The following is a 12,805-nucleotide window of genomic DNA, read 5'->3' on the forward strand; positions in this document are numbered from 1 at the left end:
GGGACATGATGAACATTGGAATTATTGGAGCTGGTGCGATAGGTCTTTTATATGCGTACCATTTTTCAGCTCTATTTCCTGTCACACTCTACACAAAACGCCCGGAACAGTGTAAGGAGCTGAAAGACAAGGGAATAACCTTGGTGGAGGAAAATCTCCCTGTTGGAAACAGAAGGGTAACGGTAAAGAAACTTTCTGCGAAATCAAAGCTTGATGAGGAAATCATCATTGTAGCCGTTAAGCAATATGCACTGCAAGATATTATGCAGTATTTACTAAAATTGAGTAAAGATCAATGTGTGCTCTTCCTTCAGAATGGGATGGCTCATGTGAAGCAGGCGGAAAAAATAGAAAATGCACACCTTTTAATCGGCGTAGTGGAGCATGGTGTGAAAAAGCTGGATGACGTAACCGTCAATTGGACAGGTAAAGGTTTGACAAAAGTTGCATCATTTCGAAGTGATTCCTCTGACTCCCGCTTCCTGAACATGTGGGAAAAGGGTTTATCCGAGATCTTTCGATTACAAAAAAGTGATAGCTATCAAAACATACTCGTGGAGAAATTGGTGGTTAATGCCATAATCAATCCGCTGACAACTCTATATCGCGTAAAAAATGGGCAACTGGTACATAATCGATTCTACAAAGAAACCATGTTTGACCTGTACAGGGAAATATCGTTTTTAATAGAAATAGAGGATAGAGAAAAGATGTGGGATCATGTTTTGAAAATATGCAGCAATACAGCGGAAAACCGGTCTTCCATGCAACAGGATGTCGAACTTGGGAGACGGACCGAGGTGGATGCGATATTAGGATATCTCATCTTTTTAGCTGAAGAACAAGGAAAAAAAGTGCCTCTTACAGAATTTATTTATAGGAGCATCAAAGGATTGGAAGAGGATAATTTGGATGAAAAACAGTGATGATCTAAAAGCCATTCTGTTAACAATAAGGTTCGAGGAAGTGAGGTAGAGAGCGATGTCCAATATCATTACTGTCTTTTTTGCAACAATCGTTACGGCCCCGATATTTGCCTTGTTTCTTTTTTATGTATTTGCAAGGTATTTCACGAAGAATAATAAAAGGTCCTTTCATGCTGCCGTAGATTCCTCCACCTTATTTTTTATTCTTGCCGTCCATTTCCTGGTTGTCATCATATGGGAGCGTTCTTATTTATGGATTATCATGATGGTTCTTGTATCGATTGCCATGATCATGGTTATTACGCATTATAAAATCAAACAGGAAATACAATTCAAGAAAGTGTTCAAAGGATTTTGGCGCTTCAATTTTCTCTTGTTTTTCTTTGCCTATTTCCTCCTTGCCCTGTTTGGTGTAATGAAAAGAATATATGAAAATTTCGCATGAATTTTTTGAAGCAATTTTTTTTGATTCGAAACAAATCAATGCTATACTCATGGAGATATGGATATTTGATCGATTAGAAAGGACGTACTTTATGAATATAGTAGAACTTGCGCTTCCTACTATCAATAAGTTCGCATCAGCTTATTTATCAGAAGAGGAAAGCTTACATCGTTTTTTTACATATAATCCGTTTTCAACAAATTCATTTGAAGACAGAAAAAATGCTCTCAAAGATCGTACCTACCTAAGAGAGGAAATTGCGGATCATTTATTAAGCTATAATACTAACTACCATGCCGATGAAAAAACCTTACATAATATTGAAAGACTGCGGTCTGAAGAATCAATGGTCGTAATCGCTGGGCAGCAGGCCGGATTATTGACTGGCCCCCTATATACAATCTCCAAGATTATCAGCATCATTAAACTTGCCCAAGAGCAGGAAAAGAAGCTAGGAGTACCTGTGTTGCCGGTCTTTTGGATTGCTGGGGAGGATCATGACTACCATGAAATCAATCATGTGAATATCCCGGAGGACAATTCTGTTGAAAAAATTTCCCTACCAATGAAGTCAGCTGGAAAGAAAATGGTTTCTGAGCTTGAGCTTGATAAGATAAAACTTAGGGAATGGATGCTCAAAATTGTGAATTCCTTTGGGGAAACGGCGTTTACGAATGATATAAAAGCACTTTTGGAAAGGTCCTTGCAATCTGCAGATAATATTGTCGATTTCTTCGCTGAGCTAATTGCCACTCTTTTCAAGGGAACGGGTTTGATACTTGTTAATGCATCAGACCCCGATCTCAGAAAAATAGAGGTTCCATTCTTTCAGCGTATCATCAACAACCATAAAAGTATTACTTCAGAAGTAATATCATCCCAAGCAGATCTAGAAAAAATCGGGTACAGTCAGATGCTTGAGGTTCAGGAAAACTCCATGAATTTCTTCTTTCATATACAAGGGGAACGGGAATTGCTGTATTGGGATGAGGAATCACAGGCAGCCTGTACAAAAAATGGGAAAACAGTGCTGACTTGGGGACAGCTCAAGGAAGAAATCCAAGCCAATCCCCACCACTTTTCAAACAATGTGGTGACACGCCCTATGATGCAAGAGCTGCTTTTTCCAACTCTTGCCTTCATTGGTGGTCCTGGAGAAATCAGCTATTGGGCAGAATTGAAAGGTGCTTTCGAAGCGTTAGATCTAGAAATGCCGCCTGTGGTACCACGTATCGGATTGACAATTGTGGAGCGGCATATTGAATCCACGGTCAACGAACTGGGTGAAAGCATGGAAGACATTTTGACCTATGGTTTGGAGGAAAAAAGGCAAACTTGGTTAAAAAATCAGGAGCTAGCGGAACTTGAGATTCGCCTCGATTACTACCAGAAGGAATATGAGCAGGTTCATCATAAGTTCAGGGAAGTTGGCAAGGATGTCTTGCCTCATCTGGAGTCCGTTTTTGAAAAAAATTGGAACTTGATTGACAGGCAATTCTCATATATGAAACGGCTGATGGAACGGTCTTCCTATGAGAAACATGCAAATGTCATGAAAAAGTACCATCGTGCAGAGCTTTCGCTCGTTCCGAACTCACTGCCACAAGAGAGGGTATGGAATATATACTACTATTTGAATCAATACGGTCTGGACCTCGTACAACGGATCTGTGAACTGCCACTGGAACATAACGGCAAACATAAACTGATTTATATCTAATAGAAGCAATGAAAAAAGCAACCAATTCCGGTTGCTTTTTTTGTTTTTATTTTCTGACAATTCACTGAGATAAAATAGGTCGTAAACATAAAATTGTTGAAGAATGATAGCGCATCTTGTTTTTGCGAAGTCAAATTCAGTCAAGTTCATCCTTCATTCATCCTTTTGTCAAAAAATGTTGTAAAAAGATGAAAAACGAAAAAATTTTAGGCTTAAAGGATTTTCTTTTAGGGAAGAGAATAGTACAATAAAGTAAGTGGAGATAAGTGGGGGATTGTGGTGTGAAGTAGAGGAAAGGTGGGGAAGCCGAATGTTCATGGGGGAATATCATCATACTATTGATATAAAAGGGCGTATGATTGTTCCGGCTAAATTCCGTGATCACTTAGGCGAAGCCTTTGTTCTTACAAGAGGACTTGATAAATGTCTTTTTGGGTACCCGCTCTCTGAATGGAAAACTGTCGAGGATAAATTGAAGCAGTTGCCACTTACAAAAAAGGATGCACGTGCCTTTACGCGATTTTTCTTTTCCGGAGCAACTGAATGTGAACTTGATAAGCAAGGCAGAGTGAACATCGCTTCACCACTTGTGCAATATGCCCAATTGGAAAAAGAATGTGTCGTAATCGGTGTATCCAACAGAATAGAAATTTGGAGCAAAGAGAACTGGAATTCATTTGTGGAAGACTCGGAAGATTCCTTCGCAGAGATTGCAGAAAACCTCGTAGACTTTGACTTATAAAAGGGAAATATTACAAATCATCAGCAAGAGCAGTTTGGATAAAAGCCCTAAACCGTGGAAAAATATTTGGGAATGAAGCACACTAACCAGATGGAAACAGCTAAGAGCTAGAAAGGCGGTGGAAGATGTTTCACCATGTAACAGTACTTTTGAATGAAGCAGTGGAAGGTCTTAACATTAAAGAAGATGGTATCTATGTCGATTGCACGCTAGGTGGGGCAGGACATAGCTCTGAAATTGTAAAAAGGCTTTCAGGAAAAGGAAGGCTGGTTGCATTTGATCAGGATGACAGTGCCCTAGAGCACGCGAAGCACGTTTTACATAACTACCTGGATCGTGTCATCTTCATCAAAAGCAATTTCAAATTCCTAAAAGAAAAATTGTATGAGCAGGGAATCACCAAAGTAGATGGCGTATTATTCGATTTAGGTGTTTCCTCTCCACAGCTGGATACGCCTGAAAGAGGCTTCAGCTACCACCATGAGGCTCCGCTTGATATGAGGATGGACAAGGATAGTCCCCTTAGCGCTTATGATGTGGTGAATGAATGGCCTTATGAAAAACTAGTTCGTATATTCTTCCAATATGGAGAAGAGAAATTTTCCAAGCAGATTGCGAGAAAAATTGAAGAATATCGCAAGCATAAACCGGTTGAAACAACTTTGGAGCTTGTAGAAATCATTAAAGATGGCATTCCTGCTCCTGCAAGAAGAACTGGAGGTCACCCTGCTAAGCGTGTGTTCCAGGCCATCCGCATCGCTGTAAATGATGAACTGGGAGTCTTCGAGGATGCAATCCACCAAGCTATCGATGTGCTGAACCCCGGTGGGAGAGTCAGTGTCATCACCTTCCATTCGCTTGAGGACAGAATGTGTAAAGTTGCTTTCAAGGAAAAGAGTCAACTGCCGCAATTGCCTCCAGGATTGCCGATCATTCCGGAAGAATTTGAACCAGTGCTAAAGTTGGTTACAAGAAAGCCCATTTTACCTAGTGAAGATGAACTTGAGGCTAACAATCGTGCCAGATCTGCAAAACTAAGAGTTGCCGAAAAAGTTAAAGACTAATGAGATACAGATAAAAAACTAATGATTTGGGGGAAGGGAAATGAGTAACTTAGCTCATAAAATTCAGAGACAACACGAAGAACGTCAGCAGCAAGCTCCGAAAAAGAATCTAGTAGTCAAAAAACGTGCCAAGATCACACTCGGGGAAAAAGTGATGGGCTATATGTTCATCGGACTCCTGGCTTTTGGATCTATTCATATCATTTCTAACAACAATACGATCTATCAGGTTAACAGTGAAATTCAAACACTTGAAGGTACGGTAGCCACCCAAATCAATAAAAACCGTGAATTGGAGCTACAGGTGGCAGAGGAAAGCAGCTATGAGCGCATCCTGGAAAAAGCAAAGAATCTTGGGCTTTCATTAAACGAAAATAACGTGAAGAATGTTCGGGACTAAATGCTATGCCAAATATTGTTCATAAAAAAAGAATTCATTTAGGAGCCGCATTTTTACTTGTAATATTTGCGTTGCTCTTTTTTCTATTAATCGGACGCTTTTTATATCTGCAGGCTACTGGAGAAGTTAAGGGCCATAACATGTCTGCAGAGGCGGCAAAATACTATAATGTAGATAAGAACATCCAGGCTGACAGAGGGGCAATCCTTGATAGAAGTGGAGATCCGATTGCAGAAGATACACCATCCTTCAACCTCGTCGCAGTATTGGATGAATCTCTTTCAACCGAAAAGGTTAAACGTCATGTTGTAGATCCAAACGAAACGGCAAGCAAGCTTGCGCCTCTGCTTGAAGCGGATGAAAGAGAGATACTTGAGAAATTGGAGCAGGATCGGAAACAAGTTGAGTTCGGGGCTATCGGGCGCGACATCTCTCCTTCAGTCAAGAATAAAATAGAGGAGCTGGAGCTTCCCGGAATAGCTTTTATAGAAGGAAAGAAACGTTACTATTGGAACGGTGTGTTTGCAAGCCATGTTATAGGTTTTGCTAGGCCGGATGAAAATGGTCAGGTAAAGGGTGCAATTGGATTGGAGAAAATGCTGGAGGAAGAATTGAAAGAACAGGACGGCAACTACACAATCAAGACTGATAACAAAGGCACCATTTTACCGAAAGATGCCAATGTTTCCTTTATGCCGGCAATAAACGGAAAGAATGTACACCTGACTCTGGACAAGACGATTCAGACGTTCCTTGAGGAAGCGATGAATGAAGTGGAAGAAAAATATGAGCCGGAGAAAATAATGGCCATAGTTGCCGACCCTAAAACCGGACAGATATTGGCGATGGGCTCTAGGCCGACCTTTGATTTAAACACTCGCGCGGGACTTACGGACAATTGGAATAACGATGCCATTTCCTACCGTTATGAACCTGGTTCTACGATGAAGATCTTTTCCTTGGCTGCCGCAATTGAAGAAGGCGTCTATAACGGTTCAGCGCTTTATGAATCGGGTACGTACATGCTGCCAAAAGATCCGATTCCGGTAAGAGATCATAATGGTGGAGTAGGCTGGGGTACGATTACCTTTGATGAGGGTGTTCAACGCTCCTCCAACGTTGCCTTTGCCTTGCTGGCGGACAAAATGGGGACAGATACACTCCTGGAATATATTAAAGCATTCGGTATGGACAAACCGACAGGGATTGACCTACCGGATGAAACCACAAGTAACATAAACTATCATTACAACCGTGACCGTATTTCCACAGCTTTTGGCCAAGCATCAGCTTTTACACCAATTCAGCAGATTCAAGCGGCAACAGCGATAGCGAATGATGGGAAAATGATGCAGCCATACGTGATTGACAAAATTGTCGACCCGAATACAAATGAAGTGGTTCTGCAAAATAAGCCAAAGCAAAAAGGCGAACCGATCTCTGAAGAAACTGCCAATAAAGTACTCTCTGTCCTTGAATCGGTTGTAAGTGCTGAAAATGGAACTGGCCGTCCCTATGCGATTGACGGTTACAGTGTCGCAGCCAAGACTGGAACAGCCCAGATGCCGGGTCCTGACGGAAAGTATTTGTATGGACATGGGGAATACATCTATAGCATTACAGGTATGGCACCAGCGGATAATCCCGAGATTCTCATGTATGTAGCGGTGCAAAAGCCGAAAATTGAGAAGCATGAAAATGGAGCTGGACCGGTATCCGGGGTATTCAATAGCGTGATGAGAAGAAGCTTGCAGTATTTGAGCATACAGCCTGACGAGAAGGTGCAAAGTGCTCCGAAGAAAAAGCAGACAGGCCTTAAGGTTCCAGATCTGGTTGGTGGAAATGTTAAAAATGCCATAAACGGAAGTCAGGATGCCGAATCGCCGGAATATGTCGTGCTTGGGGATGGAGCCAAGGTACTTAAGCAGATCCCGGAAGCAGGCCAATCGGTAATCAAAGCTGAACGGGTCCTTCTTCTTACGGAAAAAGAACCTCCGATGCCGGATATGACAGGCTGGAGCCTGAGAGATGTCAGGAAACTGACGAATCTGTTGGGAATAAAACCGAATATCGTCGGCAACGGTTATGTTCACAAGCAGAATATTGCTCCCGGAACAGTTCTGAAAAGTGGTGATCACCTCATCATTGAATTGAAATCCAACAGGCCTCTCCCTGAAAGTGAAAATGAGGAGGAAGAGGAAGAAAGGGACGCAGTGAGCTGAGCTAAAAAAAGGCTATAGGGCATGGAGGAAATCCTCCGCTCTATAGCCTTTTTTCTGTTTTATCAACTATTTCATGAAAGCATGTTCAGTATTCTTCGTCTCTCAACATGTTCTATCCCCCTTGGTACAAGCATATATTACAACGAATATTAAAGGAGGTTCATGTGTTATGCGAGTATCTCATGTTACGGTACGGAGAAGATTGACTGTGGTATTACTGGTAGGCATACTTCTATTTACAATTATCGACCTGCGCTTAGGCTATGTACAATTTGCTCTAGGAAATATGTTGACGGACCGCGCTAAGGACTCTTGGAGCCGTAACATCCCTTTTGAACCGGAGCGGGGCGATATTCTGGATCGAAACGGAGTACCCTTAGCCACAAATATGAGTGCACCTTCTGTGTTAGTGGTACCAAGACAAATACAGGATCCAAATCAAACAGCTGAAAAATTGGCAGCTGTCTTAAATATGTCCAAAGAGAAGTTGTACAAGCAGATTACCAAAAACTCTTCCATGGAAAGAATCAATCCCGAAGGAAGGAAAATTTCTCATGAAAAGGCAAAGGAAGTTCGTGCATTAGATCTTAAAGGTGTGTATATTGCCGAAGATTCCAAAAGACATTATCCTTTTGGCAGTTACCTCTCTCATGTCCTTGGATTTGCCGGGATCGACAATCAGGGATTGATGGGATTGGAGTTGTATTATGATGAACAACTCAAAGGGAATAAAGGGCATGTTCAGTTCTATTCGGATGCTAAAGGCCGAAGAATGCCTGATATTCCAGATGATTATGTAGCTCCTGTGGATGGCCTTGACCTCAGGCTCACGATAGATTCCAAGGTGCAGACAATCATGGAGAATCAACTGGATCTTGCCTATGAACAATATAATCCTGATGGAATCATTGCCATAGCGATGGATCCAAACACTGGCGAAATACTGGCTATGTCGAGCAGGCCAGATTTTGATCCTGCTGAGTTCCAAAAGGTCCCGCCAGAAATCTATAATCGAAATCTGCCTGTTTGGAGTACGTATGAGCCGGGATCAACATTTAAAATAATTACATTGGCTGCAGCTTTGGAAGAAAATAAAGTCAACCTGGCAAAAGACACCTTCAATGATGACGGCGCTGCGGAAGTGGCGGGTGCGAGACTGCGCTGCTGGAAAAAGGGCGGACATGGCCATCAGACATTTTTGGAAGTCGTTCAAAATTCCTGTAACCCGGGATTCGTGGAATTGGGACAACGCCTTGGTACGGATACATTATTTGATTACATTAAATCATTCGGATTTGGGGAGAAAACCGGAATTGACCTTCAAGGTGAGGGGAAAGGGATTCTCTTTAAGCCAGAACGTATCGGCCCTGTAGAACTTGCGACCACCGCATTTGGCCAGGGTGTTTCCGTGACACCCATCCAGCAGGTGGCTGCAGTGTCTGCAGCAATAAACGGCGGCATACTCTATACCCCTTATATCGCGAAGGAGTTTATCGACCCGGTATCAGGTGACGTTGTTTCAAGGAACACACCTGTAGAAAAGAGAAGGGTCATTTCGGAAGAAACCTCCAACCAAGTTCGATATGCATTGGAAAGTGTCGTTGCACAAGGAACAGGAAGGAATGCATTTGTGGAAGGATATCGGGTGGGAGGGAAAACAGGAACCGCCCAAAAAGTGCTGAACGGCCGATATATGGAAAACAATCATATCGTCTCCTTTATTGGATTCGCTCCTGCAGACGACCCGCAGATTGTTGTCTATCTGGCAATTGATAATCCAAAAGGCACTGTTCAGTTCGGTGGAGTAGTAGCAGCGCCAGTCGTCGGGAATATAATGGAGGAAAGCCTAAGCGCGCTTGGTGTGGAGAAGAGAAAAGGACAAATAGAAAAGGAACTGCAATGGCCGGATGTCCCTCTGGTAGAAGTGCCGGATTTGAAAGGCATGTCCCGCAAAGAACTCGTTCAGCAGTTGATCACATTGAAGCTTGATATCAGTGGGGACGGAGATATAGTAGTAGAACAGGCACCAAAACCGGGAACAAAAGTTAAAGAGGGTTCCACCATTCGAGTATACATGTCCGGCTCAGATAAAAGTGATAAAGACTAAGTCTCTGTGAACAATGGGTTAATTTAAATTACCTAGCTGCTGATTGGAGCAATAGGCGAAGACTCCTGCGGGAAGCGGCGTTCAGTGGAGACCCCACAGGCGAAGCCGAGGAGGCTCACGCTAGCCCCTTGGGTCACTGCGCCTAGTGCGGAAATCAGCAGCGGTTTTCAACAGGCCATGACAAAAAAACCAAGGGCCCAATAGCGGGCTCTTGGTTTAATTTCCCTAAATAGGATAGAATGGAGATAGGATAAAAATTCTACCTGTCCATTAACAGCCTAACCTACACTTTCAAGCGTCCTTGAGCAATTCCAAGTAGAGGGGAATGATTCCTATGATGCTTCAAGACTTAATTCAATATTTACACCGATATCAGGTATCTTCTGCTTTAAATCCAGCAATAGATTCGATCGTGATGGATTCCCGGTTGGCTAGTAAGGGGAGTTTATTTTTTTGTATAAAGGGGTATACGGTAGATGGTCATATTTATGCAGAAGAAGCGATCAGAAATGGTGCGGTCGCCATTATTTCCGAAAAAGTGTTGGATGTGCCTGTACCTGTGATAGTCGTTCCGGATTCCAAAAGGGCAATGGCAATTTTAGCTGATATTTTTTATGGTCAGCCTACTCACAAATTGCATCTCATCGGAATTACGGGAACCAATGGGAAAACTACGACAACGCATATCATCGAATCCATCTTCCAAAAACATCGGCAGAAAACAGGGTTGATTGGGACCATCAATATGAAAATCGGTAATAGGTCCTTTCCTGTGAAAAATACAACACCAGATGCGCTGACACTTCAGGAATCTTTTCATCAAATGGTGAATAATGGAGTTCAGACCGTTGTGATGGAGGTTTCTTCCCATGCCCTGCATATGGGCAGGGTCTATGGATGTGATTTTGATGTAGCGGTATTTACGAATCTCACTCAGGACCATCTTGATTATCACAAAACGATGGAAGAATACCAGTTTGCCAAATCTCTGCTTTTTTCCTCCCTAGGGAATGCCTATAATCTACAAAAACCCAAATTCGCCGTTTTGAATGCAGATGACGAGGCAAGTGAGTGTTTCGCCCGGTCAACAGCTGCCCAGGTTATTACGTATGGAATAAAAAAGAACAGTGATATTATGGCTTCCAATATTAAAATATCAGGGAAAGGTACTATGTTTGACTTAGTATACGACAACAGGGTGGTTCCTATTCAGTTGCAATTGGTGGGACAGTTCAGTGTCTACAACGTATTGGCTGCAATTGCCGCGTCTTATGTTTCCGATATACCAATGGAAACGATTATTAAGGTTGTAGAGGAAATGAAAGGAGTACCTGGCAGGTTCGAGGTCATCGAGGAAGGTCAGGACTTTACTGTGATAGTGGACTATGCACACACCCCCGACAGCCTGGAAAATGTATTAAGGACAGCAAAACAACTATCCGAGAAAAAAATTATCTGTGTGGTTGGATGTGGCGGTGACCGTGATCGTTCAAAAAGGCCATTAATGGCAAAGGCGGCTATAAGCCATGCGCAAAAAGTAATATTCACGCTTGATAATCCACGTACTGAGAATCCTGCACAGATATTTAAGGATATGGAGGCAGGTTTAGAGGGTCAGTCTTATGAGATTATTGAGGATCGGAGAATGGCCATCTCAAAAGCAGTGAACGTAGCAAGTTCCGGAGATGTCATTTTGATAGCTGGAAAGGGGCATGAAACATATCAGCTGATTGGTGACAAAGTGCTGGAATTTGATGATAGAAAAGTGGCTCGGGAAGCCATACATGCACGAGGTTTATCATAGACTATGTAGGGTATGGGAAAATACGCTAATCATCATTTCGAAATATCCATGCTAAAAGTCACTGTTAACCCCATAAAATGAATAGAAATTAAAGAAAAAGGTTCAATTCCTAAAGAAAAAGTAAAAACATGAAAAAAAGTATTTGCAGAAGAGGGAAAAACAGATAAAATTTAGTTTTGGTACATCTAATCTCTTTTTGAATGGTTTGCCGAAAAGCAAGTTAAACGTTATTCAGAAACTTGTACATGGTGTTTGAAACCATAGGTATGTCCCGCATTTTTGTCGAAAAAGGGTTGAAACGAATCATAGATAGAGTCGCAGAACCTAATGAATCATAATGTTGAAGAATGCTTATGGTGATAATACCTCTACTCATATTACTAGAGAGGAGGGAATAACGATGCAACAACAGGTTGTATTATTTGCCATCGTTATATCTTTTTTAATTACCGTTCTATTATCACCAATTTTTATTCCCTTCCTACGGAGATTGAAGTTTGGTCAAAGCATCCGGGAAGAAGGGCCGCAGTCACACATGAAGAAGACTGGAACCCCTACAATGGGCGGCCTGATGATTTTGCTTTCTGTAGTCGTTACTACACTGATCATCACAGGCAGATTTGCTGAGGCATCCGTTGAAACCTACCTGCTGCTTTTTGTTACCGTTGGATACGGCCTGCTGGGTTTTTTGGATGACTTCATCAAAGTCGTATTAAAAAGAAACCTCGGGTTGACCTCCCTTCAAAAGCTGGTTGGGCAAATCGTCATCGCTGTGGTCTTTTATTTTGTATTCACACAATTCGAGTTCTCTACAGCTGTTTCCATCCCCGGAACGGATCTGTCATTTGAATTGGGTATTTTCTATGTAGTTTTCCTGATTTTCTGGCTGGTTGGTTTTTCCAATGCAGTCAATCTGACAGATGGTCTTGACGGCCTTGTGTCAGGTACAGCAGCCATAGCGTTTGGAGCATTCGCTGTTTTAGCTTGGAATCAATCACAGTACGAAGTTTCCATCTTCTCTGTTGCAGTTGTCGGTGCATTACTCGGGTTTCTTGTATTCAATGCCCATCCGGCAAAAGTGTTTATGGGAGATACAGGATCATTGGCTCTAGGTGGAGCCATTGCAACTGTTGCAGTCCTTTTAAAACTAGAAATCATCCTTATCATTATTGGGGGCGTATTCGTCCTTGAAACACTTTCGGTTATTATCCAAGTAATTTCATTCAAAACAACTGGACGCAGAATCTTCAAGATGAGTCCGCTTCACCACCATTATGAGCTGGTGGGATGGTCGGAATGGCGTGTTGTAGTATCCTTTTGGACAGTTGGCCTATTATGTGCAGTCCTAGGAATCTATTTAGAGGTGTGGATCTGA

10 protein-coding genes are annotated in these 12,805 nt (G+C 42.3%); all 10 read left to right on the top strand.

Features of this window, described 5'->3' with window-relative positions; translation table 11 throughout:
- Window positions 1-5 precede the first annotated feature (5 nt).
- The 10 genes from ACQCT5_RS13650 (at window position 6) to mraY (ending at window position 12,805) form a co-directional block, all read left to right on the top strand.
- Window positions 6-926, top strand: coding sequence for a 2-dehydropantoate 2-reductase (locus tag ACQCT5_RS13650; protein ID WP_499642568.1), 921 nt, complete (start codon window positions 6-8; stop codon window positions 924-926).
- A 55-nt stretch (window positions 927-981) separates the two neighbouring features.
- On the top strand, window positions 982-1,371 hold the full coding sequence (locus ACQCT5_RS13655; RefSeq protein ID WP_499642569.1) for a DUF3397 domain-containing protein: 390 nt from the start codon (window positions 982-984) through the stop codon (window positions 1,369-1,371).
- Window positions 1,372-1,462: 91 nt separating this feature from the next.
- Entirely contained in the window at window positions 1,463-3,091 is a 1,629-nt protein-coding gene (gene bshC, locus ACQCT5_RS13660) for a bacillithiol biosynthesis cysteine-adding enzyme BshC (RefSeq protein WP_499642570.1), read from the top strand.
- Window positions 3,092-3,401: 310 nt separating this feature from the next.
- Window positions 3,402-3,833 (top strand): division/cell wall cluster transcriptional repressor MraZ, encoded by a 432-nt coding sequence (mraZ, locus tag ACQCT5_RS13665; RefSeq protein ID WP_204413469.1) that lies wholly within the window; start codon window positions 3,402-3,404, stop codon window positions 3,831-3,833.
- A 125-nt stretch (window positions 3,834-3,958) separates the two neighbouring features.
- Window positions 3,959-4,897 (top strand): 16S rRNA (cytosine(1402)-N(4))-methyltransferase RsmH, encoded by a 939-nt coding sequence (gene rsmH, locus ACQCT5_RS13670; RefSeq protein ID WP_499642571.1) that lies wholly within the window; start codon window positions 3,959-3,961, stop codon window positions 4,895-4,897.
- A 40-nt stretch (window positions 4,898-4,937) separates the two neighbouring features.
- A complete protein-coding gene (gene ftsL / locus ACQCT5_RS13675; protein ID WP_499642572.1) occupies window positions 4,938-5,297 on the top strand; it encodes a cell division protein FtsL in 360 nt (119 codons plus the stop codon).
- Window positions 5,298-5,302: 5 nt separating this feature from the next.
- Window positions 5,303-7,519 carry a penicillin-binding transpeptidase domain-containing protein gene (locus ACQCT5_RS13680; RefSeq protein WP_499642573.1) on the top strand — a complete coding sequence of 739 codons (2,217 nt, stop codon included), beginning with the start codon at window positions 5,303-5,305 and terminating at the stop codon, window positions 7,517-7,519.
- Window positions 7,520-7,688: 169 nt separating this feature from the next.
- Window positions 7,689-9,626 carry a stage V sporulation protein D gene (locus ACQCT5_RS13685; protein ID WP_499642574.1) on the top strand — a complete coding sequence of 646 codons (1,938 nt, stop codon included), beginning with the start codon at window positions 7,689-7,691 and terminating at the stop codon, window positions 9,624-9,626.
- A gap of 334 nt (window positions 9,627-9,960) precedes the next feature.
- Window positions 9,961-11,430, top strand: coding sequence for a UDP-N-acetylmuramoyl-L-alanyl-D-glutamate--2,6-diaminopimelate ligase (locus ACQCT5_RS13690; protein WP_499642575.1), 1,470 nt, complete (start codon window positions 9,961-9,963; stop codon window positions 11,428-11,430).
- Between the two features lie 400 nt (window positions 11,431-11,830).
- Window positions 11,831-12,805 (top strand): phospho-N-acetylmuramoyl-pentapeptide-transferase, encoded by a 975-nt coding sequence (gene mraY, locus ACQCT5_RS13695; protein ID WP_499642576.1) that lies wholly within the window; start codon window positions 11,831-11,833, stop codon window positions 12,803-12,805.

Source organism: Sutcliffiella halmapala, assembly GCF_050107295.1.
Taxonomy (GTDB): Bacteria; Bacillota; Bacilli; order Bacillales; family Bacillaceae_I; genus Sutcliffiella_A; species Sutcliffiella_A halmapala_A.

Coding starts and splice junctions, on each gene's coding strand:
- ACQCT5_RS13690 (WP_499642575.1), top strand. CDS start 9,961: ATGATGCTTCAAGACTTAATTCAATATTTACACCGATATCAGGTATCT.
- mraZ (WP_204413469.1), top strand. CDS start 3,402: ATGTTCATGGGGGAATATCATCATACTATTGATATAAAAGGGCGTATG.
- ftsL (WP_499642572.1), top strand. CDS start 4,938: ATGAGTAACTTAGCTCATAAAATTCAGAGACAACACGAAGAACGTCAG.
- ACQCT5_RS13680 (WP_499642573.1), top strand. CDS start 5,303: ATGCCAAATATTGTTCATAAAAAAAGAATTCATTTAGGAGCCGCATTT.
- ACQCT5_RS13650 (WP_499642568.1), top strand. CDS start 6: ATGATGAACATTGGAATTATTGGAGCTGGTGCGATAGGTCTTTTATAT.
- mraY (WP_499642576.1), top strand. CDS start 11,831: ATGCAACAACAGGTTGTATTATTTGCCATCGTTATATCTTTTTTAATT.
- rsmH (WP_499642571.1), top strand. CDS start 3,959: ATGTTTCACCATGTAACAGTACTTTTGAATGAAGCAGTGGAAGGTCTT.
- bshC (WP_499642570.1), top strand. CDS start 1,463: ATGAATATAGTAGAACTTGCGCTTCCTACTATCAATAAGTTCGCATCA.
- ACQCT5_RS13685 (WP_499642574.1), top strand. CDS start 7,689: ATGCGAGTATCTCATGTTACGGTACGGAGAAGATTGACTGTGGTATTA.
- ACQCT5_RS13655 (WP_499642569.1), top strand. CDS start 982: ATGTCCAATATCATTACTGTCTTTTTTGCAACAATCGTTACGGCCCCG.